The organism is Paenibacillus glucanolyticus (assembly GCF_037333485.1).
Classification (GTDB): domain Bacteria; phylum Bacillota; class Bacilli; order Paenibacillales; family Paenibacillaceae; genus Paenibacillus_AQ; species Paenibacillus_AQ glucanolyticus.
The window spans coordinates 5,259,643-5,283,072 of the sequence record NZ_CP147845.1; the positions used below are offsets into that span (position 1 = coordinate 5,259,643).

Consider the following 23,430-nt stretch of genomic DNA (forward strand, 5'->3'; position numbering starts at 1 on the left):
TATGTAGCGTGAATAGCGCTCAACCAAAGTTTCAAAACATTGCAGATCTTTCCTTGCAAGCCATCCAACAATGTCCGATCCTCCATGGATCCTCCCCCCTTAATCATCTCTTTTGGTGAACCCAGCCCCATAGATCAGGTGCTACTATATAAGACACCTATAATTCTAAAAACCCTACACACCTTTTGATAAAATGATCCTTTCACAGTACGACCAACCCAATGGAATAACTTTGTCACGACAAAAAAAAGCCGATCCATTTCGGATCAGCTTTTCTGCAAGCACATTTGAAATTACTCCATTACTGTAATGAAGGAGAAGCCTCGGATTGTTGTCTCGATATAATAAACAGCACGATCCAGATCAACAGGAAGCCCAGGAGCTGCGGACCTGTTACAACCTGCTGGAATACGATCCAGTTGATGAGCACGCCTACCATAGGGAAACTCAATTCAGCGAGTGTCGCTACAGAGGCTTTGGTCGTGGTCAGCCCTTTATAATACACAAGCAAGCTCAGAAGACCTGGCAGCAGTGCCTGACCGATAAGATTCAAGGATACCAGGGCAAAGTCGCCTGTACCCCATGCCGGCATATTCCATGCAGCGCCCTCGCTCCACGTAATGACGGTCAGAAGGGGCAGTGCCAGCACAAAGCGCAGCGAGGTTACCGTCTCGTACTTCAGCTTGCCTACCATCAGGCGTCCCATCACCGTTGAACCACCCCACAAGGCTGCTGCGCCTAATGACAAGAGGCTGCCTACCTGAATAAATTCATTCCAATGTCCAATGGGCAGGGTTAAACCGAAGGTCAGCAAATACGTACCTGCCAGAGCAATCACGAGTAAAATCCCGAAATGACGGGGGAGCTTCTCCTTAAGCAGCAAGCTGGCCAGTATAATGGCAAATAGCGGCTGCAGCTTCTGAAGAAGCAGGACGGCATTCAGATTGCCGCTCGACAGTCCCATCGTAAACAAGACGGTAGCCAATGCCGAGCCACCCCAAGAGATGAACAGCAGTGCACCAACATGATTCCATCCAAGCCCCTTTAACTCCATGCGGTTCTTCCATAATACAGGAATAGCTATCAACGAAATAATGACGTGTTCAAGCAACACAATCTGAGCAGAAGTCAGATTCTTCAGCAGAATGACCCGGAATAAAGGATCAACGCCCCACAGGGCGGCTCCCAAAACGACGAGCCAAAACCCTCCCTTAAAACGTCGGCTTGCGTGTGTGTCGGAATCGTAGGGTTTAACCTCGACTCCGGTATTAACATTACTCATCTTGCCCTCTCCTGTCTTGAATACGGAGGTCTTGCTAGCAGAAAGCCCCCGTAGACGACATGTGTCGACATATACGGGGGCTGATCAAACAAGCCTACTGTGAAACGGATGTATTCCTATCCCGTTCCACAGCAAACTCATCTTTGATCTTCTCCCATCCGGACTTTACCGTCGGCCTTGGATTTGCACCAAGTCAGTCGCTGCATTCATATTAATACCAGAACGTAGCGAGTCGCGGGCTGAGGTTCGTTCTTGTTAAGGAACGAACCATCACCGCCGGTTAGGAATTTCACCTTACCCCGAAGATCCATATTCATGTTTTATTTGGTAACGCATTAATTAACCAATAATTCCTATGAGCTTAGTCGATATATTGAAATTATAACATGAATGGTTTCATGTAAATACATCTATTTTCAAAATAAATGATTTTCGCTCCGGATTCAATGAGAAATCTCACATTCAACTAATCTTACTGAGAATTATACAGCAAGTATCAATTAGTTACCACTATGATTTTTTGCCATTTTCCCGTGATGTCTCGAATACGGCTCCACCTATAATCCCTGCTGCACCTGCCTGAAGGTTCAACAGATGGAGTGCCTCCTTCGTATTCAGACTCATTCCGCCCGTTTGAGGCAAAGGCGCCAAGAGATGAGATGAATCGGCGGCAGCCTCATCCTTGTACTGCTTCGTTTCGCTTAACAATATCTTGCTCCCATTCGATTGAACGATGTATTGGCGCAAATAGCCGCCTTCCCTTACCGTCACAAGCCTGCCTTTGTTCTCTTCTTCTTTCTTGTTCTTCTGAAAGATCTCTTCAAACCCTTCCTGCCCCGGCTTTGCGATCTTCAGCCGGGCAGAATTCCAGCTCGAATAGTCGGATTCGATACGCATATGGCCACATCCTTATCAGCTTATTCATTCACTGATATTATCGGTGACTTGGCGCTTCTGTTTAATTCATGGCAGCGCTGACCTTCACCGCAGGACAAGATCGCGCTTCAATACACGGACAACGTCAATAATTTCACAGCAGTAATAGACTGCTCCTGTGTTTGATGCTGTACGAAAAGACCGTCCTTAAGGCTCATAGAGAGCCTTAAGGACGGTCTTGTGGTTGCATGACTTCAGTTTGATTCTAGTCCATCCATTGGAGCTGGACCAGAGCACGGTTCAAAACCAGCGCCGCTTGAGCGCGGGTAACCGAGTCGAGGGCCCCATAGTTGCCACGGTGGTCACCCTGCACAATGCCTTGATCTGCCAAGCGACCGATATTTGCCGCCGCCCAGGCCGGTATGGAAGCTTGATCCTTGAATCTGTTAACAGCGTCCGTACCCTTGCCAGCTGGAGCAGATGGACTCACCGCCTCCATCGCACGGGTCAGCATCACGGCCATCTCGGCACGCGTCATGCTGGCGTTTGGCGAGAAGGCTCCTCCATTACCGCCTTCAATAATACCGTAGAGCGAGGCCGCACCAATCTCGCCAGCATAAGCGGCGTCATCACGGACATCCTTGAACTTCCCGCTCTCGATTACAGGACTGAGGCCCATGGCGCGTACCAGCATAGCTGTAAATTCGGCACGCGTGATCTCTCTGCCAGGCGCATATGCATTCGCATTCACTCCGTTCACGAGCAGTTTGGAGGCCATGGATTCAATCTGTTCCTTCGCCCAGTGACCATCAAGATCCGTAAACGTCTTCTTGAACTGCAGCAGCGTATAGATGCCGTTCCCGGCATGCTTCACTTCCATGGCAGGTTTACCGTTCCATGTGGTCTTTACAGCCGGAACAAATCGGAAGATCCCTGCTGCATCATCATAGATCACGGCTGTAACGGAATCTGAATTCGCTCCTGCCGGAAGCGGTAAAATCCGGCTGACCATCTTCTTCCCGAAATCTTTCACTTCTTGCTCTTGCCCCTGTGCTCCAACGGCAACACCGAACTTGACGGCTGTACCGTTCACCGGAGCTGCACCCATGGAAGCTGCCTTGCGTGACATATCGTTTGCCATCTCGGCGCCAATCGGACTCACAGATACTTTCACCTGAAGGCTGCTTGAACCCTGTGTCTGCTTCAATGCTCCATCCAGATTCAGCGCTGCCAGTGGAAGACGGTAAGCGCCAAGAGCGGTTTCCACAACCACGACTGCTTGCTCATTCTGTTCCACCGCTTGAATCAGCCATGCAGCCGGTATGGCCGCTTCTGCAGCGCCGGTCAGGTCGGAAGCCCGAATCACAAGCTCCTGCTGACCACTGGCTGACAATCCGGCAACGGCTTTCTTCCAGGCTGCTTCATTAACGGTAATCTGAGCCGTTGACCCACCGGAGACGTCGATCTTGAGATCATCGCCTGTCATCACGTTCGCTGCTGAATTGCCACCGGTCGAAGGAGACGTTGGCCCGGTTGTTGGCGGTGTGACAGAACCGCCGCCTCCCGATCCGCCTGATCCTGTGCCAGGCTCTGGCGACGACCCGCCATCACCAGGGTTTGCCGGTTTCTTCTGCTCGATAATCCGTCCCTCTACCTTAGGCGATACGGTTCCGCCCAACTTCGTTACATACTCCATAAAAATTTCGTAATCCGGATAGCCCAGATCCTCGTTGTATTTCCCTTCGGCAATCGCGTCGGCAAAGGATTTGTATCCATCCCCGCCCTTGGCCACAAAGCTGTTCGTAGCCATGCGGTACGTCTCCGACAGTACCAGAGGTTTGTAACTTCCGTCCTTCATAATCTGAACATCAAACACTTTGTTTCCAGCCGGTGCCGTTGAATCCCACTTGAATTTCATGCCGGCGATTTGCGGGAATTTACCCGGCAAATCCGTCAGCTTGGCACCACTGATTCCATTCTCCAGTCCGTCCTTCAACTGCTGGCCTGTAACATCCAGTACAAACAGGGTATTTCCGAAAGGCATCACCGTACGCAGTTCGCCCATCGTGATTTCACCTTCGTCGATGGCGGCGCGGATACCACCACCGTTCATTAGAGCCACATCGGCATTTTTAAGCTCTTTGGCTTTTGCCAGCATGCCGTCAGCGATGAGATTGCCCAGATTTGTCTCCTTGGAACGGACATTCTCGCGATTCCCGTCAAGCACGACTGCTGCAATACCGACAACCTGCTTCATCAGCTCTTCCAATTCCGCTTTATAAGGATCCAGCATGTCCTTGGCCTGCGTATCTTCTGCTACCGTATTGTCAACAGGGATCAACTTGCCGCCAAGCTCGCCTTCCCCAACGAGGACAACGCCGTTGTTGTCAAATTGCAGATCTACCCGGCCCAAGAATTTGCCCCATTCATTGGCTTGCACGATAACCGTTGGTGTCTGGTGATCGTTGTCGATAACCACTTCCGGTGCATTCAGCGTTGTATGGGTATGACCGCCAACGATGAGGTCAATGCCTTCAACAGCCTTCGCAAGCTCCTGGTCCCTTGCGTAACCAAGGTGGGAAAGGGCGATGATTTTGTTAAGTCCATCCTTCTCCATAGCTTCCACCGTAGCCTGAGCGGAAGTCACCGCATCCTTGAATATAACGTCTTTACCCGGGCTGGAGGTTTCAGCCGTATCTTCGGTCGTTAATCCGAACACCCCTACCTCCTGACCGTCAACCAGCAGGGTCACATAAGGATACACCCCACTGTTGGCCGTCGTTTTCGGTTGCCGGGTGTCGATCAACGCCGGATTTTTAAGCAAGTTCGAAATGTTGATATCCCGGCTCAGGTCCACGTTAGCGCTAACCAGCGGGAATTGTGCCTTGCTCACGAAATCTGCAAGCGCCTGGGTCCCTTGGTCGAACTCATGGTTTCCGAACGTCATGGCATCATAGCCCATGTAGTTCATGAAGGCCAGATCGGCCAATCCGAACCATTTGGTGAAATACAGATCGCCCGAGAATACATCCCCTGCATCCAGCAGCAGGTTGTTTCCGCCCTCGCTGCGCACTTGCTCGACCAGCGTTGCCCGTCTGGCCACTTCACTCAGATGTGCATGGGTATCGTTGGTATGCATGACCGTCAGCTTCCATGGCTCGTCTACGTCCGAACCATCCGTAACCCGGACGGGTACTTCCGCTGCACCGTAACCGTCCTTGCTCAGGACGGTGATCACGGCTTCACCCACGGACAGTGGCGTTACCAGTCCGTTCTGATCCACGGTGGCTACCGCTTCATCGGTAGAGCTCCAGACGAGCTCTGTTGAACCGCCTTGAGTCGGTTCAACCGTCGCTTGCAGCTGCGCCTTGGCACCGCCTGCAGCCAGTGTCAACGAAGACTTATCCAGCGAGATTCTACTAACTTTGAGCTCTAGCAGAGCCACAGTTCCGCTAACCTCGTTGGCAACCAGCAGCAAGGGACGTCCTGTCGGACTGTCGAAAGCCGATATAAAGTCCAATCCCTCCGGACCGGAGTCCGAGGTAATGCCGGCTGTAAAATCGCGTGTGTTGATATAGTTCAGGAATGTCGGAGCCGACGGATCACTTACGTCATATGTCATAACTCCGCCAATACGCTCCAGTCCGACAAAGGCCAGTGTTTTCTGCCCTACCTTGCCCACCGTTACATATTCCGGCTCTGGTCCTTTCTTGGAGCTGCGGCTGTCCAGATCGATTTTGTCATTACTTGCATTAAAGTATTTCGGCAGACGCTCAGCCGTAATCTTCTCGAAATCGCTGCCGCTGTCGTAGACGGGGGACATATGGTCTGCATTCCATATGGAGAATGAACGGGCACCATACATGTACAATCCGTCATTGCCCATATCGCTGGCAACCTCAACCTTATCGTAGGTACTCCCTTTGTCCGCCAGGAATTGGGCAGCCGCCGAGGATGGATTCAGGCCGGATTTCAACTTGCCAACGTCACTTTCATTGCTTCGATCGTCCCAGCCAGTTGCGTCCCCTTCATTCGCAGACAGAATGTATTGCTGTCCGTTTACGCTGTAGGTCGCGATTCCGTCCGGCATATACATCCCGTAAAAAGGGACGTTCTCAAACTTGATTTGGCCGTCCTTCAGGAGATCCAGCTCGTTCCCCGTTTGATTGAAGTCCTTGTATCCCAGTCCCCGAACCGATGTAATCGACTTGGAGGCGATATCGACTACTGCCATCGCATTGTTCTCCTGCAAAGCGACATACGCAGTCTGCTCATCCTCGGACAAGGCAATGTATTCGGGCTCCAGATCGTGGATGGCAGACGTTTTCGGTCCGCTTGTTATAATCTTGCCATCCGTTTCTACGGCTCCGCGAATGTGGACATTGTCATCGATGATCGACGGATCATCAAATTTCAGTTGGCTTACTTCGCTTGATGTTGTATCGATGATCGTGATGCTGCCTTCCGGATCTGGAGCTGTCTCTGTGCGAGGCTCACCTTCATCCGCCGTCAGGATATAGCGGCCATCCGACGTGTATTTAACCATATCCGGTTGGATGCCCGTATCGTATGACGTGATCAGGCTGCCCTCATAATCGAGGACGAGAACCTTTCCAGGCTTGGTATGATCCAGCTCCTGGACAGCAACCACAACCTTCTTGGTCTTGTTATTGATGTCTACACTGGTCAGATCGCCGTACTGGAAGCTGCCCGTTTCCGCCAGGGCCTCTACGTTAATCTGTTTATCTTTGACAAGGCTGCCATCGGCATGAAGAGATACAATCTCCAAACTTGCCGGCTGGGTAGAGCCGTTCACCAAATACAGCTTCCCATTGTCCTTGTTGTACTTCACAATCTCCGCGACACCGCCATCTTTGTTGGAGGTGCCTACAGCGTAATGTCCAATCATCTCGACAGCCAGCTTGTCTGCAACCGGCTCCGAACGTTTACCGTATACTTGCAGCGTGACCTGCGACTGCGTCGTTGCCGGTACAGATGCGCTGTCTTGCGCTGTTACATCAATTGTATATTCGCCCTTTTGTCCAGTTGCAGGTGTTCCCGTAACGATCCCTGTGTCTGCTGCCATCGACAAACCTGCCGGCAAACCTGCCGCGGTGAAGGTATACGGTGCTTGTCCGCCATACACATCAACCGTAACCGTGTAAGGCTCCTCTTCATACGCATCCGGAAAAGCTGCAGTAGAAATGCCAAAATTGGCAGCCAGTGCAGTTCCACCCTGCGCTGCTTCCACGTTGACTGGCTGAGATGCTGCCTGATTGGTATCCGCCAGCACGGTTCCCGCCGAGAATAGAGAGGCCATCGTTATTTCTGCTGCCATCCATAGCGAGACGACTTTCATGACATTACGTTTCAAGTTCATTTCCCCTCTTCTTAGACCTTATTATATTTTCAAGTGTACGTCCGAAGTGTTAACTCTCCCTCAATATTAGTCGCGGATTATGTAAAATGGCGCCTGGACGACAAGAAAACCGCCAATCAAATGACGGCGGCTTCCTTCAAAGCAGCCATTAATTAAGCCAAGCTGCCAACGCCAATTACGGTAAACACGATTCTCACGCGGCTATCCCGCCCTCCTCCAGACCCCATGTATATGCCTCTTCATTCTGCTACTGTAATACAAATCATATCATTACATTTGGAATATATAACTAATTATTCGAAGGCAAAAACGCGATGCGAAAAACCTCTCCGCACCGCGTCTATGAATCTCTCTGCTTACTCTGCCTGGTAGCGGTCATACGCCGCCTGATACACTTCCATATAGCGGTCCAGCCCCATTTTGTTGAGTGTGTTCACATACTCTTCCCACTGGCTGAACGAGGCAGATCCGTTTACGAATTTGGCTTCCATCTCCGTTACGTAGTCCTGAATGTCCTTGCCGATCGAGGACATGACATCCGTCTCCTCGATCGTGAAATTGAAGTTGTACAGAATCTCCTTCACCGCATACGGCTTTGCTTTTTCCGCAGCGGCCATGGCGCTTGGCAGTGTCTCCGAGCCCTTGAACCAGCTCTCCTTAACCAGCCCAGGGTAGCTGCCGCCGAGCCAAGTGAAATACTTGGCAAGCGCCTGATCCTGCGTCAGCCCATTGGAATTCTCCGTAATCTCCTTCACGTATTCCAGTTGACCGTCTCCACTCTTTGTATAGGTCTCGCCTTCCTTGCCCATGAAATAGAACTGGGCTCCTTCATCCCCGTAGAAATAATCCATCCAGCGAATCGTCGCTTCCGGGTTCGGATTCTTATCCGTAATGGCAAATGCGCCCACATGCACCATCGGGACTTTTACGTGAGAGTAGAGCTGATCTCCGTGCGGTCCCTTCAGCGCTCCAAGCCCGATGTATTCCTTGCGTCCCATAACGGTCTCCGGGTTCGGCACGATGGTGGAACCGAGCAGTCCCTCCTGCCCCTTGGCATTCAGTGCGCCGCCTTCAATCGTGAAAATCTCTTTGTCGAGCAATCCTTCCATGTAGAGCTTATTCACAAACTCCAGCATCTCCTTGTATTCCGGCAGCGCTTTGGTAAAGCGAAGTTTGCCTGTGTCCGGGTCCACATCCACGAATTTATGGCCGAGCCCGCTCGTTCCAAGCCCCCATGAACCCTTCAGATGGTCAATGATTCCCGTAATGCCTGTTGAAGAGAACGGAATTTCGTCATGCAACCCGTTGCCGTTCAGATCCGTTTCTTTGACCGCCTTCAAATATGCATAGAACTCTTCCGTTGTCTGCGGCTCTTTCATGCCGAGCTGGTCCAACCACTCCTGATTTATCCACAGCGGAGTGCCGATCAGCATAGACAACAGGGCAGGATCATAGAAGGAAGGCAGGGAATAAATCTTGCCATCCGGCATCGTCAGTCCTTTGCGAATATCGGGATATTCTTCCATGAGTTTTTTGAAGTTCGGCGCATACTTGTCGATCAGATCATTCAGCGGTATGAATACCCCCTGCTCGCCATAACGCGTCAATTCCGCAGAGCCCACCCTGGCCGAGTAGAACACGTCCGGGTAATCCCCCCCGGCCAGAGCCAGGTTCCTCTTCTCGGTCAATGTCTCAAACGGAATGAGATTCCATGTCACATTCACGTTCGACATCTCCTGATAGGTTTTCCATACCAGCGTTTCCTCGAATTTGCTTCCGTTTGTCGGCGATTTACCCGTGAAAAAGGTCAGATTTAGAGGCTCGTTCACAATCGGCATTCCGGTCTCGTTGAGATTAGCCTGCGGCGTTTCTCCCTTATCCGCTGCGTCTTCCCCGCTCTTGCTCCCACAACCGGCCAGCAGCCCGGCAGCCAGCACAGCTGCCAATGCAAGTGAAGTCCATCTTTTCATAACCATAAATTTCATATCCCCCTCATCAATTGTCCGTACTCAACCTTTAATCGCACCAATCATAACACCCTTCACAAAATACTTTTGCAGGAACGGGTACAGCAGCAGCATCGGCAGATTCGTAACAATGACCGCCGCATATTTGATCGCTTCCGCATCCATCAGGCTTCGCGCCAGCGAATCATCGCTGATATCAACCATCTCCTGCATCTGCCCCTGAACCAGAATCTCGCGCAGGAACAGCTGCAGCGGATAATTCGCCCGATCCGACAAATAGATCAGGGCGCTGAAATACGAATTCCAGTGGCCAACTGCATAGAACAGCACCATAACGGCCAGAATCGGGCCGGATAACGGGAGGACAATCCTCAGAAGCACTCGCATATTGGAAGCCCCGTCGATAAACGCCGCCTCCTGCATCTCCTTCGGAATCGAGCTTTGGAAGAAGGTTCGCATAATGATGATGTTCCACACCGATACCGCTGAAGGGATGATCATCGCCCAGATCGTATCCAGCATCCCAAGCTCCTTGACCAGCAAGTAATTCGGAATCATCCCCCCGCTGAAGAACATCGTGAACACAATTATCGCCGTAAAAAGCCCGCGGCCGTTAAAATCAGCCCTCGAAAGGGGATAAGCTGCCGCAATCGTCATCATCACATTCAGCGCCGTTCCCGTCGCGGTATAGAGCAGCGTGTTCAGGAATCCTCGCATGAGCTCCGAGTTGGCAAACAACCGCTCGTAACCGACAAACGACAACTCCTTGGGCCATAGCCACACTTCTCCCCGCATCACCGTTTCCGGAGCACTGATGGAAGCAATGAGAACAAAAAATAAAGGATACAGTACAAGGAGCGTAATAAAAGAGAGTATAATGTAAATACATATTCCGGCTATTCGTTCACTCCGGCTCTGCGGCATATGCCATCATTCCTCCTTACCATAGGCTGTTCTCGCTGACTCTGCGCGCAATCCGGTTTACGGCAATCAGCATGATGAAGTTGACGATGGAGTTGAACAGGCCAACCGCAGCCGAGAAGCTGTACTGGGCCCCAAGAATACCGCTCCGGTATACATTGGTCGCAATGACGTCGGACGCTTCCATGTTGAGCGAGTTTTGCATCAGGAAGATCTTCTCGAAGCCGACACCCAGAACGGAACCGATGTTCAGGATGAGCAGAATCGTCATCGTGGGCGCTATGCCCGGCAAATTAATGTGCCAGATGCGCCGGAGCCAGCCTGCGCCGTCCACCTTGGCCGCCTCATGCAGCTGCGGATCAATCCCGGCGAGCGCTGCGAGATAGATAATGGAGCTCCAGCCCATGCCCTGCCATACGCCCGACCATACGTAGATGCTCTTGAACCAGGAAGGTTCCGTCATGAAGGAAACAGGCTCTCCGCCAAAGGAGGTAATGATGAAATTGACGAGGCCGCTGACCGGCGACAGGAACATCATAATCATGCCAACGACAACCACCGTGGATAAGAAATGGGGTGCATAAGTTACGGTCTGTACAAATCGGCGGAATCGGCCCGATCTGGCTTCATTGATCATTAAGGCCAGAATAATCGGAATCGGAAATCCGACCGCCAGCTCATATAACCCGATACCCATCGTGTTTTTGATAATCCGCCAGAAATAAAAGCTGTCAAAAAAACGTTCAAAATGCTTGAACCCGACCCATGGACTGTCCATGATGCCTTTGTTGGCCATAAAATCCTTAAATGCAATCTGGACGCCATACATGGGTACATAGTGAAACAGAATGAAGTAAAGCAGAACCGGTGCAAATAGAGCATACAGCTGCCAGTTTCTGCGTACCTGCATCATCCAGCTTCGCCAAACGCTTTTTTTGCGAATTTTTGAATGCGCTTCCACGCTGTTGAGCTGACGTTGTAAAATCGGTTATCCCCTCGCTTTCGTCTATACTGCGTCTACGTGTGTATTCAGGTTCACGCTTGCATCATAACCGACCCGAACGCAGCAGGGGTATTGACCATTTTATTGATGTCTCGCCTTTCATTGGATGGAGGGGCAGAATCACCGTTTTCCTAAAGCAATGCCTAGAATCTAAAATATTGACTATCCATTTTTTACGGAATATTAACATGAATCGGGCACCATCCTTAACACTCGTCCTATATCATGATGGGAAACCCTGGACGTCGGATAAATATAAGGGGGGAATGCTGTGAATTGGATCAAACATAAAAGCCGCAGTTTATTTTTCAAGATTTTTTTGAGCTTCCTGGCCATCATTGTGTTATTCGGATTGTTCTATATGATGATCTTCCAGCTCTTTAAGACCAGCCTGCAAAAAGAAATCATTGATACAAGCCAGCGTGCGGTTCACGATACGGCGGAACGGTTCTCCAATCAGTTCAGCAGGCTGCAGGTGCTCATGTTTGATATATACAATCAATCCGATTTGATCGGTTTCCATAACCAGCTTCGCCACCAGACCGGAAATGAAGTGAATTATCTGAAGGCACGTGAGGTGATGCTGCAGATGCGAAGCGATATCTATAACCCGCTATTCTTTTTGGAGGATACGCTGATTTACTTGCAGGAGCATGATTTTGTGCTCAGCAAATCCGGCAGCGGCGATGCCTCCTATATGTTTAATCGCTCCTACGCCAGCCCGACGTACTCCTATTCATTCTGGAGCAGCTATGAGGATCGCCTTGAATCCTTCACACTCCTCCCTGCGGAAACCTATCGGATCAACAACGATTTATCCGAGAAAAAGCTGATGCCCTTTGTGTACAAACAACCTGATAATCGTTATGAGGTCATTGCCCTCATCGACATTGACAAGGCTGCTCAATCCTTTTTTGGCGATTCGAATGATCGGGCACTGGCGATTCTGGACGCTGATGGCAGCGTGTTATACAACTGGGGTTCCATCCGCCATGAACAGCTGCCTTTATTTCAGGCAGGGCAGGAAGCCGTGCTTCAAGATGGAACCTACTATTTTACCGAAACCGGATCTGACGGACTCACCTACGTCTCGGCTGTGCCTTACAGCCATGTGTCTTCTCAGTTAAGCAGGTTAACCGGTGGCTTGCTGCTCATATTCTTTCTGTCTCTCGGAGTAGCTGTTGCCGCGTCCTATCTGTTCAGCCGCAGATTGCACAAGCCGGTGAAACAGATTTTAACGACAGTACTGAATAGAGCCCCCTTCTCTTCGATGCCGGAACCTGGAAGCATCACGGAATACGATCTGATCCAGAACCGCATTCAGGAGCTGTTCCGGGAGAAGGAAGAAATTCGGGACCGCATGAACAAACACAAGTCCGTTCTAACCAGTTATTCCTATATCAGCCAGCTGAAGAGCATCAACACCGATATCAGCGAGTGGGAGGATTTCCTGTCAGATGACGGAAGTTTTATCGTGGTTCTGTACCATATCCGTTTCCGCATGAATCCGGCTTATGAGCTTCCGCTGCAAACCGATCAGGCTGTTCGTCATATGCTGGAGCATATTCATCTGATCACGGCCGAGCGCTATCCCGGCTCCCACACGTTCCAGATCGAGAAGAATGAGATCATCTCCATCTTCAAACGCGAAGAAGCTGCCCGGCTGGAGGAGCTGCTGGCCGACATCAGGGGAATGCTAAACGAGGAGCGGGAACTGTTCCTTGTCACGATCGCGGTCAGTTCTCAGGTGAGCCATTCTTCCGAATTCAATCAGGCCTACCATCAGGTCAAGGGCCTGACGGCGCAGGCGCCGCTTCGCGACGAATCCCAGCTGGTAACCAAGCAGCGGGCGCTCCCGAACACCGTCAACCTGAGCCCGTCCCAGGAAAAGGGACTGCTCGACGCACTCCAATCCGGCAGCGACAGCCGCTCCTTGCAGATCATCGATCAGGCGCTGGAGACGCTGCAGCGGAAGGAAGCAGGCATCGCGCAGTTTCGCTTCTTCGCTGATTCCGTCGCTTCCAAGATTCTCAGTTATGCCGAGATGGCACAGATAGATAAATCCTCTGTTCAATCCTTGAAGCAGTGGAGCGGCAGGCTGGCCGAATGCCATTGTCTTGCCGAGTACTCGGGTGTATTCCGTCAGCTCATCGAAGCAGCATGCGCCCTCATCCGCAAGAAAAAGGATACCGGCGAAGAGCCGCTGATCGCCATGTTCATGAACATTATTCATAACCAATATGCCGACGATCTGTCTCTCGACTATTTGTCCGCCAAGCTGAACCTGTCGAGCGCTTACCTCTCCGTTTATATCAAGGAGAAGACCGGTCTCAACTTCAGCGATCATCTGCTCGGCATCCGCATGAACAAAGCGAAGGAACTGCTGGCATGCACAGACTTGACCGTGAACGAGATCAGCCAGCGCGTCGGCTATCTCAACATCACTTCCTTCAACCGGACGTTCAAGAAGGCCGTCGGCATGACGCCGGGAGCCTACCGCAGGCAGCATGTGGTACAGACCCATGCAAGCGGTTAACAACCTGCAACAGGAATAAAAAAAGAGGATGGTCCGCTTCCTTCGCGGCTCATCCTCTTTTGGCTTGTCAGCTTTATCAAAGACTGTGATAGCTTCCATAATGTAATAGATTATATTACAATAATCGATATCCAATAATAACCAGAAGGGATCCCTTGTATGCTTGTTAACAACGTTCTTGAATTAAGAGCGTACTTCACGGATTTCGAAATATAGCCGTATCTGATTCCATTACAGTACTGAAGGGAGATCAAATTCCGATGAATATAGCCGCCAAGTTCATGCAAAAATTCAAAGATTACGATACCCGGCAAAAGCTGAAAGGTTATCGGGAGAAAGCGGAGCTCATCAGGAAACGGAATTTAGAACCATGGGACGAGATGCAGCTGCAAGCGGAATCTCTCCGGCTCAAAAAGGAAGCCTCATCGGGTACGCCTCTGGACGAGCTGCTTGTCGATGCTTATGCGTTAGTCTGCGAGGCGGCGAAGAGACAGCTCGGATTACAGCCTTACGATGTCCAGATCATGGCTGCCATCGCTCTGCACGAGAGATTTTTGATCGAGCAGCATACCGGCGAAGGAAAAACGCTCTCTGCTGTTATGCCTGCTTATCTGAATGCGCTGACCGGCGAGGGCGTTCATGTGCTGACATTTAACGATTATTTGGCCAATCGGGATGCGCATTGGATGGGCCCGATCTATCGTTTCCTCGGGTTAACGGTAAAATCGGTTCAAGCGGGCATGAGCTTGTCCGAGAAACAGGAAGCGTACGCCGCGGATATAACCTATGTTACGGCCAAAGAGGCGGGATTCGATTATTTGCGCGACACGATTGCACTAAACGAAGCCGATACTGTGCATCGTCCTTTCCACTACGTCATCGTCGACGAAGCGGATTCGCTGCTTCTCGACGAAGCGCGGGTGCCGCTAGTCATCGCCGGCGAGCCGGGCTTTTCCGAGAGCGACGGCACTCGTTTTGCCGAAGTGGCCAGGCAGCTCGAGCAGGATGCGCATTACGAGTTCGACGAGTTCAAGCGGAATGTTTATTTGAATGAAGCTGGCTCTGCGAAAGCGGAAGAGCTGCTGGCATGCGGGAATTTGTACGAAAGCCATAATACTTATTTGTTATCGTCGTTGAACTGCGCGCTGCATGCGGAATCGTTATTAAAAAGAGACGTCGATTACATCGTCCGTGACGATAAAATCGAGCTGATTGACGAATATACCGGCCGCGTGGCGGAGAACAGACATTTGCCGGACCGGCTGCAAGCCGCGCTTACGGCCAAAGAAGGGCTGCAGCCCTCAGCCGGCGGAAAAATTCTCGGTACGATCACCCTCCAACACTTCCTTAGCCTGTATCCGAAGATTTGTGGAATGACGGCTACCGCTCACGTTTCCGCAATGGAATTCGAAGATATTTATGCGCTGCAGGTCGTGCAAATTCCACCCAACCGGCCAAACATACGAGTGGACCATCCGCACCGGATTTATACCCATAAAGAAGCCAAATTCAAGGCGCTTGTACACGAAATCTCGTCTGTCCACAGGGTGGGACGTCCCATTCTCATTGGTACGTCAAGCGTCGAGGAATCTGACAGGCTGGCCGAAGCGCTGGCGGTTGCCGGCGTACCTTGCCATGTTCTGAATGCGAGTAACGACGCAGAAGAAGCCGATATCATTGCCAAAGCGGGAGAAATCGGCGCCGTGACGGTGTCTACGAATATGGCAGGACGCGGCGTCGACATTCGGCTCGGCGGCGGCAACCTCGCGCAAGCAGAAATTGTGGCCAAGCTGGGCGGGTTGTACGTGATTGGTACGCATATGAACGAAAGCGTGCGGATCGACAACCAACTGCGCGGGCGTTCTGGCCGCCAAGGGGACCCTGGAGCTTCCGTATTTTTCATAAGCCTGGAGGACGAGTTGCTGCTCCGGTTCGGCATCAATCAAGCGATTCGTGCTCCCAGGCAGGATGAGGCTCTCGAGGAGCCGGTGCTCCGCAGTAAAATCGTACATATTCAGCGTGTTGTTATGGGCCAAAACTTCCATATCCGCAAGGAATTAAACGGTTATTCGGATATGGTGGAGGATCAGAGGCGCATTCTATACGAGGAGCGGCTCGGAATATTGACAGGCGAGAAGCCGATGAGCCCTTCGGAGCAGCGGGTACGGCTCTTTTATATCGACGAGTTCTGGGCTGACCATCTGGCATACGTTTCTTACCTTCGCGAAAGCATCCACTTGGAGAGCCTTGCCAGCCGCAATCCGATCGACGAATTTCATGTGCAAATCACCCAAGCATACGAGCAAATTTCGGCTAAAATAAATAGCGAGTCTGCGAATATGCTTGTAAGGCTCGGAGGTTCGAATGATCCCGCGAAGTGGGAAGAGTTCGGTTTGAAGAGTCCCACTTCTACTCGGACTTATATAATTAGCGATCAATACATTCAGAATACGCGCAGCTCATGGACCGCAACGACCGTATTGGCTTATTACATTCGCAAAGTGTTTAGGCCGATATTCGGGTGGGAAAAAGCTTGATGCAGCGCAGCTTCTTCGACGGTGAGGGCAAGTGTCAGCGTGTTATCGTTTGCCGCATAATTGGCTGCAAGAAATTTACCCGCCAAGCACTTGCCGCAGACAGCATGTGGTGCAGACCCACGCCAAGGCGGTTAAACTTCATTCCAACTTGACAACAGGGCCCTCCGACGCCCTGTCGGTGGCAGCTCACATGAGCCATAGGTATCCGGCATTGAACGAGCTAGGGCTCGACCTTGCCGTGGACCAAGACCTCACCCCCTGGATCCTCGAAGTGAACACACTCCCCGACCCATGTCCATTCACCAAACTGAGGGAACAGGATACGATCCAGCGAATCGTGGCTTACGGCAGAGCATACGGAAGACGGTATCCGCTCAACTGTACCAAATCGAAGCAGGGTGAATAGAGTCCTCGAATGGAATAAGACGATCTGAAACGAGCCAAGCACTAGAAGAGACACGATAATGAAGCAGTCAGCAAAGGGACTGCCTGCTATCCAAATAACACCTATTCTCGTACAATGGATGGTGACTATAATCTTATTTAGAGAAAAAGGTGATACGCATGCCCTATGTAACCTGCCTGATGACCATAGACCTCGCCAAGCAAATTCTGCAGTGGAAATACGAGCCGCCATATGACCTGTACAATCAGGATGATGATGAAGAGTCGCTGCAAGAGCTGTTGGAACAGCCTTACACCGCTGTCTTGAATGAAGCCGGTCAACTGATCGGATTCTTCTGCACCGGTGTCTCCGCCCAGGTACCTGCAGGTGTCAGACTTGGTGTATACGATAAGGATCTGCTCGATCTTGGAATCGGAATGCTCCCCGAGTGGACGGGACAGGGCCGGGGGCGTGAATTCTTCACCTTCGTGCTGAAGTCCATCTCGAACCAGCATAATACCCAATCATTTCGCTTAACCGTTGCCGAGTTCAATGCGCGTGCCATCGCCCTGTACACCGCCACAGGTTTCGTTAAAAATGAGGCGTTCTCTAATGGAAGCCATACGTTCATTACGATGGAAAAGGTGTAACGCCCAATTATCTCTGGCTCTGGTGAAGAGCAGGTGGGATTCCGCTCTTGTCTGCTCACGAAAACGAACCCAACAAAGCCCGGAAGCAGCATGAACACTGCTTCCGGGCTTTTTAGCTTAGAGTCTATGCTTGTCGAATTCTAATAAGGCGTATTCCCGGACTGGGTCGTATTGCCTGACGCAAAACCCTTGAACAAGGTCGGCACACCGGAATACCTCGTATTCACGATCCGCCCTGTCGTCGTGCTGCTGTCCGTTCTCAGAATCGCATCCTTCACTTGGGAGATATCGCTATTCTCCACATTCATGACCACTTTGAATGAGGTGCCTCCATTTTGCCGAACCAGCTTGCCGATATCGTTTGCTTTGAAGTTCTTAATGTTAATTGTTCCCGCTGCATTGATCTGGAACACCTTATCGTAGGCTTTATACGCCCCGCCGCCCGTGATATTCACGGTTCCCGACGATTTCAGTGTCAGCGCATCCTCGCCTACATCTGCCCATGTCACATCGAGGATTGTGCAGTTGCCATAACAATGAACTCCGTCCGCGGCTGGTGCTCCAATTGTGAGATTCTTCAGGGTAGCTCCTGCCTCCAGCCGGAAGACCGGCTTCTGATTCTCGGCTTGACTTCCATCCCCCAGCGTGTCCGGATTGGCTACATACGTCTGGCCTTTTCCGTCAAAGGTTTGCCCGGCCTCAACGCGAATCGTCTCATTGACAACGGTGGAAGCCGCCTCCGCCGTTGATGGCGCTAAACCATACCATGACACGGCCAAACCAGCAGATAAAATCAAACTCCATATTTTTTTCATCCATCTCATCCTTTCGAATTTGAATTGGGCGGAGCCCTTTATTCCAAAGCTCTTGTCTCCTTTGCATTGTCATTGAATACACGCATCATATGAATACACAATCGATGTGCACCTCGTTATGTATTCGCCACAACGATATCAAATTAATTCCATAACAGGAATAATCTTTATATTAGATTTCATCGCTTACATATGGAGTCATATCTGAAGATTGCTCATGAACTGCCCGTCGCTGCCTTATAATGAAAAAAACTCACGCCCTACGCCTGTTGCACAGACATAGGAACGAGAGCTGTAACTTCCCATAATAGACGGCTCCTTACATGCTGGAGCCGCTTGGTGCTTGATTACGATTCAATGGCGATATACACATCCACCACAGTATTGGCGGGATCAAACTGCAGCGTATCGTATCGTTCATAGTCTCCTGTGAACGTCCTTTTCTCCTCTGCTTGCTCGAAGTAGCTCCAAATTTCATACCATACCTGCGGTACGATCTCCATTAAAGGGCCTCGCCTTGTCCGAAACACCAAATACTTGGATGCCGGGACGTGCGCTTGAAGCAGTTCATCGGACGGTTCGGCAGCTGCGCCTTCATCCATCCGGTTACCGATGACCAGGGTGTACGCCCGGGACGCATCGCTCTCGTAATCGGTATATAGAGCATAAATAGCCTGATCCTTATCGGACAATGATGCCTGCAGCCCGCTTTGGAAATATCGATCCCATAATGAGGGTATCTTGGCTAACGGTCCTGCCTCCGCTTCATTTGTCGTTCGTACACCGACACCCTGAATCGACATGGCGGGTCTGACCTCTACGAATCGCTCGATTTGCTTCTCATTGCTATTACTCATGCTGTATCCTCCTTGAAATGAATATAACTCCATTCTACAGAGGTAACGTGGACATCTATCTGTCCTGGTTATCGTAGCGCCGCATGATTAATTGCGCCCTTCGCTTCACTTCCTCGGCTGCCTCGGCGGGACGCTCGACCATCACCTGATCCCCGAAGCTTAGCACCATGCCGTAAAACCAATCATCCAATCGGTATAACACGTGCACGCGTAAAGACCCGTCCGGGTTAACGGATATCTGCTCCGGCGAAAACATATCCGCCACCCTCTGCCGCGCGTTGGAATGGAATAACAGCACCGTCTCCTCCTCCCGGGCGTTTGACCAGGAGGACTCCCATTCCAATCGCTCCAGACTCGGCAATGGTCTTGGCTTGTAAGTCTCACTCAGGATCTGAATATCCTGCATTCGTGACAACCGGAATACGCGATGATCTTCCCGCTCCAAACAAAAGGCATGCACATACCAGATATTCCCCTTCAGAATCAGTGACGCAGGTTCTATGTTTCTTTGCTCCGCAGCTCCTTTGGCATCTATATATGCCATGCTGACTCGGCGCTTTTGAAGGATTGCCTTCTTGAGCAAGCTCACGGCAGGTTTCAAACCTTGACGCTGTCCCCATGGCTGGAAATCCATAATAACCGGATCCTGCTCCCTCCGGTATTCATCTCCATGTCCCTGCTCTACCCGGTGCAGCAGCGCTTTTACCTTCTCAAGCAGCATGTCCATCTGCTGATCATCCAGCGCACTGCTGAGCCCTTTGACCGCTGTGACAAGCGTACTCATCTCCTCAGCCGATAACCAGTACTTGTCTATCATATAATGTTCCATAATCTCGAATCCGCCGGATATCCCTTGGTGGGCTGCAATCGGAATTCCAGCCCGGCATAGCGTATCCATATCGCGGTAAATGGTTTTGCTCGATACTTCAAACCGCTCGGCAAGCTCTTTGGCGCTGAGTCTCCCCCGATTAAGAAGCAGCACGGTAATGGCTAACAGTCGATCTATTTTCATGACACGCTACCCTTTCATTCTGCAATCACTTCATTATATAGGAAACTTCACGCTCAAGCCTTATGAGAGTATTTCAGAACATCTGTTTATACTGCCTTCTCGAAGGCAACACTCCTATCGGGAATGCCTGACGATTTCCTTAATTCCAGCTTAACCAATCCGGGATGTGTTCAAGTAACCGTTAGGTCAGGTTCAGAGCGTCGTTAAACTGTTATGCTACAATGAGGGCACGGCCATTCAAAGGGGAGGATGAAACGCTCCTTTCCCAAGCAACGTAGACATACATAGAATACGCAATGACTGTTCGATCTTGTTACATCAAGGAGGAACCTATATGAACAATCGACTCGACACCATGCACAGGTGTCACCCGGACTCGGTAACCATCTCTCGTATATCAGGCTTCATTACAGATGGGGTTATTCTACTTGCGGCAACCGCTTATCTCATTGTGGCTGGCATGCTGGGATGGACCTTGATTCCGGGATGGATCACGCTCGGACTGCTGGCTATCGGGGCCTGGTTTACTTGGGCTGTGCCTTCTTTCACCTACAAGCAATTCGGCTATAAGGTAAGTGAGGAAGAATTGGAGCTGCGCTCCGGCTGGATCTGGCTCAGCGATACCCTCGTCCCGATGACGCGCGTTCAGCATGTCGAGCTGGAGCGGGGACCACTCCTACGCAAATACGGCTTGGCCAAGGTAAAAGTCGTTACCGCTGCAACAACACATGTCATTCAAGCGCTTAAGCTGGAGGAAGCAGAGGAACTGAAAAAACAGATTGGCGAGCTGGCAAAAGTGGTGGATCACGATGAATGAACCGACAAGGCTTCACCGGCTGTTCATCCTGTTTCCGCTCGTTAACAGCGTAAAATCGCTCATTCCGATTGCGGCCCTGGTATCCATCAAATTCCTGAACGGAAAATCGCTGCGTGACATCCCCTGGTACTGGCTATCCGCTGTCATCGTGATCATCGCCGGGCTGCTTCTGTTATACGGATACCTGAAGTGGAAACGCTTCGTCTATACGTTAGAGGAAGACAAAATCCTCATCCGCCGAGGCGTTCTGTTCCGTGAGGAGTTATCCATATACACCGGCCGCATTCACTCCATGAATATGGAGCAGCCTCTACTGCAGCGAATACTGGGGCTTACGCAGGTTCGCATCGAAACTCCAGGCAAAACGGAAGGCGGCGGCTTATTGCCTGCCATCACCAATAGCGAAGGTGAACGGCTCCAGCGCTGGTTGCGAGAGCGAACCCGAACCAGACAGACGGAACGTGAGGTTCAGCAGCAAACTTATGAGGGCCGCGAGCAATCTGAACACAACTTGCCCGACGAGTCGGAAGGGCTATCTGTCCAGCTGCCGGAGCCACAGACGATCCATGAATCCGTTGACCCGTCAGCCCTTAACATGAGTCGGCAAAACACTCCGGCCATAAACGCCGATCCTAACGCTGCAGATAGAAGAAACGCGGGCGATCCATTCACGGTGGAGGAGGAACGCAGCACGCTGCTGCAGCTATCCACGGGACGACTGCTCATCGCGGCGCTGTCCTCACCCAATTTGTCACTGGCTTTAGCCTTTGTGGGCGGTATTCTGTCTTTTGCCGATGACCTGCTGCCCGATCAGATGTACCAGTCGGCGTTTCAATCGGCAGGCAAGCTCTTGCCCGGCAGCTGGATCAGCATCGCCGTATTGGCGCTTGTTGTGTCCTGGCTGCTCTCTGCCGTGCTCTACACGATTAAATATGCGGGATTTACGGTCGAGCGTATCGGCAAACAAATCTCGGTCAGCTGCGGACTGCTGGAGAAAAAAAGATTGCTCTTCTCTCCTGAGCGAGTACTCGCTATTACAGTGAAGGAGGGCGTGTTCCGGCGCTGGTTCGGTTACGCCGAGGTGAAGGTTCATGTGCTTACTTCAGAATCCGATAAGCATTTCATGCTACACCCTCTGCTGAAGACCACGGATATTCCGGAGCTCCTGGAGCGGGTTACACCCCAATTTACAGCTCAAGCCATTTCGGCTTCTCCTCCTTCCCGTGCAAAGTGGATGTACCTTCGGTGGAAGCTCGGCTTTGCCGCAGCGGCAAGCGCTGCGTGTATTTGGTATTTTGAAATGCCGGGTATGTTATCGCTTCTGCTGCTTCCGCTGGCTGTAAGCTGGGGGCTCCGCTCACACAGGGATTCCGGTTTAAATGTAACCGATAAGCAGCTTACGATCCGCAGCCGTTTCGTTGCGCTGTCCACAAGGTATATTCGCCGTCCACAGATTATTGCCTTGGAAATTTCGGGTACCCGCAGGCAGCGCAGAAGAGGTCTTCTGTCTCTTCAGGTGAAGATGATATTCAGCGAGATCAACGAAAGTTTAAGCGGGATGGATCAGCAAGAGATCGAGGCCGTACGAGCGTGGTTCCAAAAGAAAAAGGGTGAGGCCACCGTCCCGACAGAACGGAATAACCCACCCATTGAGTTGCTATAGCCGTTCGGCCTCCGTTCTACCTGAACGGCCAAAGCCCGACCATCGGTATACGAGAAGCGTTACGGCCAGAAAGACTCCATACACACCTATAGTTATGATGATATGGGAAGGGTCGGTCATCAGATTATCTCCTACCATCGAGAACAGCAGCATCGCAGGGATTTTACCCACGGCGGACGCCATGGTGTACGATGTAAACGTCACCTTGCTGAGAGCGGCATACACATTGATAATGATGGAAGGAATAAACGGAATCAACCGGGTAAAGAGGATGGTCAAAAAGGCATTCCGTTCGAACATCGTTGTCACTTTTCCTAAACGGTCATAACGATGAAGCATCCGGGTGCCCCATTCCTGATAACCGTATCGAATGAACATAAACATAAGGATGGAAGCGGCGGTTGACCCGACCCAAGTGATCAGTCCGCCGATAACCGGACCCAAGGCAGCACCGATAACACCTCCAACAATCGGATACGGAATCACGGGGAACAAGGCCATGATGACCGCCATGAACATAATGAGCATCATGCTGTCCGTCGTCTGAATCCATGCAAGAATAGCATCGCCGTAAACGTAAATAAGACCGCCTATGGCAATGTACACCAATGCCATTGCTAATTTCTTGACCATGCACCACACTCCAGCTCGTAATACTTCTATTGTACCATGGAGCATGTCTACCTGAACAAAGCGGCAAAAGGGACATCCCGAGGCTTATGGCCCGGG

General features: G+C 51.2%; 16 protein-coding genes and 1 riboswitch. Of the genes, 6 read left to right on the forward strand and 10 right to left on the reverse strand.

Annotated elements, in window-relative coordinates:
* Window positions 1-301 precede the first annotated feature (301 nt).
* From WDY75_RS24715 to WDY75_RS24740, 6 genes are all read right to left on the reverse strand, one after another.
* Window positions 302-1,282, reverse strand: a complete 981-nt coding sequence (locus WDY75_RS24715) for a DMT family transporter (RefSeq protein ID WP_063478774.1) — start codon at window positions 1,280-1,282, stop codon at window positions 302-304.
* Window positions 1,283-1,424: 142 nt separating this feature from the next.
* A riboswitch (FMN riboswitch) is annotated at window positions 1,425-1,593 on the reverse strand.
* A gap of 199 nt (window positions 1,594-1,792) precedes the next feature.
* Window positions 1,793-2,179, reverse strand: coding sequence for a hypothetical protein (locus tag WDY75_RS24720; protein ID WP_063478773.1), 387 nt, complete (start codon window positions 2,177-2,179; stop codon window positions 1,793-1,795).
* Between the two features lie 244 nt (window positions 2,180-2,423).
* Window positions 2,424-7,538: a choice-of-anchor I family protein gene (locus WDY75_RS24725; RefSeq protein ID WP_063478772.1), complete on the reverse strand. Its 5,115-nt coding sequence runs from the start codon at window positions 7,536-7,538 to the stop codon at window positions 2,424-2,426.
* A gap of 356 nt (window positions 7,539-7,894) precedes the next feature.
* Complete coding sequence (locus WDY75_RS24730) at window positions 7,895-9,514, reverse strand: extracellular solute-binding protein (protein ID WP_006208566.1); 1,620 nt, start codon at window positions 9,512-9,514, stop codon at window positions 7,895-7,897.
* Between the two features lie 33 nt (window positions 9,515-9,547).
* Window positions 9,548-10,429 (reverse strand): carbohydrate ABC transporter permease, encoded by an 882-nt coding sequence (locus WDY75_RS24735; RefSeq protein ID WP_006208565.1) that lies wholly within the window; start codon window positions 10,427-10,429, stop codon window positions 9,548-9,550.
* A 16-nt stretch (window positions 10,430-10,445) separates the two neighbouring features.
* Window positions 10,446-11,336 carry an ABC transporter permease gene (locus WDY75_RS24740; protein WP_006208564.1) on the reverse strand — a complete coding sequence of 297 codons (891 nt, stop codon included), beginning with the start codon at window positions 11,334-11,336 and terminating at the stop codon, window positions 10,446-10,448.
* A gap of 364 nt (window positions 11,337-11,700) precedes the next feature.
* Between WDY75_RS24740 and WDY75_RS24745 the strand changes: the two genes are divergently transcribed.
* The 4 genes from WDY75_RS24745 to WDY75_RS24760 all read left to right on the forward strand — a co-directional run bounded on the left by WDY75_RS24745 (window position 11,701) and on the right by WDY75_RS24760 (window position 17,537).
* Entirely contained in the window at window positions 11,701-13,965 is a 2,265-nt protein-coding gene (locus tag WDY75_RS24745; RefSeq protein ID WP_063478771.1) for a helix-turn-helix domain-containing protein, read from the forward strand.
* 260 nt (window positions 13,966-14,225) lie between these two features.
* Complete coding sequence (locus tag WDY75_RS24750; RefSeq protein ID WP_063478770.1) at window positions 14,226-16,502, forward strand: DEAD/DEAH box helicase; 2,277 nt, start codon at window positions 14,226-14,228, stop codon at window positions 16,500-16,502.
* Window positions 16,503-16,551: 49 nt separating this feature from the next.
* Window positions 16,552-16,908 carry a YheC/YheD family protein gene (locus WDY75_RS24755; protein WP_231888019.1) on the forward strand — a complete coding sequence of 119 codons (357 nt, stop codon included), beginning with the start codon at window positions 16,552-16,554 and terminating at the stop codon, window positions 16,906-16,908.
* 158 nt (window positions 16,909-17,066) lie between these two features.
* Window positions 17,067-17,537, forward strand: a complete 471-nt coding sequence (locus WDY75_RS24760) for a GNAT family N-acetyltransferase (RefSeq protein WP_063478769.1) — start codon at window positions 17,067-17,069, stop codon at window positions 17,535-17,537.
* A gap of 140 nt (window positions 17,538-17,677) precedes the next feature.
* Here the strand turns inward: WDY75_RS24760 and WDY75_RS24765 are convergent, their stop codons facing one another.
* From WDY75_RS24765 to WDY75_RS24775, 3 genes are all read right to left on the reverse strand, one after another.
* Window positions 17,678-18,352 carry a pectate lyase gene (locus WDY75_RS24765; protein ID WP_006208559.1) on the reverse strand — a complete coding sequence of 225 codons (675 nt, stop codon included), beginning with the start codon at window positions 18,350-18,352 and terminating at the stop codon, window positions 17,678-17,680.
* Window positions 18,353-18,699: 347 nt separating this feature from the next.
* Window positions 18,700-19,209 (reverse strand): GyrI-like domain-containing protein, encoded by a 510-nt coding sequence (locus tag WDY75_RS24770; RefSeq protein ID WP_006208558.1) that lies wholly within the window; start codon window positions 19,207-19,209, stop codon window positions 18,700-18,702.
* A 55-nt stretch (window positions 19,210-19,264) separates the two neighbouring features.
* Entirely contained in the window at window positions 19,265-20,221 is a 957-nt protein-coding gene (locus WDY75_RS24775) for a YafY family protein (protein ID WP_063478768.1), read from the reverse strand.
* A gap of 334 nt (window positions 20,222-20,555) precedes the next feature.
* On the opposite strand from WDY75_RS24775, the gene WDY75_RS24780 reads away from it, so the two are divergent.
* Together WDY75_RS24780 and WDY75_RS24785 are read left to right on the forward strand one after the other, a co-directional pair.
* Window positions 20,556-21,038 carry a PH domain-containing protein gene (locus WDY75_RS24780; RefSeq protein WP_006208555.1) on the forward strand — a complete coding sequence of 161 codons (483 nt, stop codon included), beginning with the start codon at window positions 20,556-20,558 and terminating at the stop codon, window positions 21,036-21,038.
* Window positions 21,031-22,701, forward strand: a complete 1,671-nt coding sequence (locus WDY75_RS24785) for a PH domain-containing protein (protein WP_063478767.1) — start codon at window positions 21,031-21,033, stop codon at window positions 22,699-22,701. The genes WDY75_RS24780 and WDY75_RS24785 overlap by 8 nt, the downstream gene beginning before the upstream one ends.
* Here WDY75_RS24785 and WDY75_RS24790 read toward each other — a convergent pair.
* Window positions 22,696-23,334, reverse strand: coding sequence for a TVP38/TMEM64 family protein (locus WDY75_RS24790; RefSeq protein ID WP_006208553.1), 639 nt, complete (start codon window positions 23,332-23,334; stop codon window positions 22,696-22,698). The genes WDY75_RS24785 and WDY75_RS24790 overlap by 6 nt on opposite strands.
* Window positions 23,335-23,430: the final 96 nt, after the last annotated feature.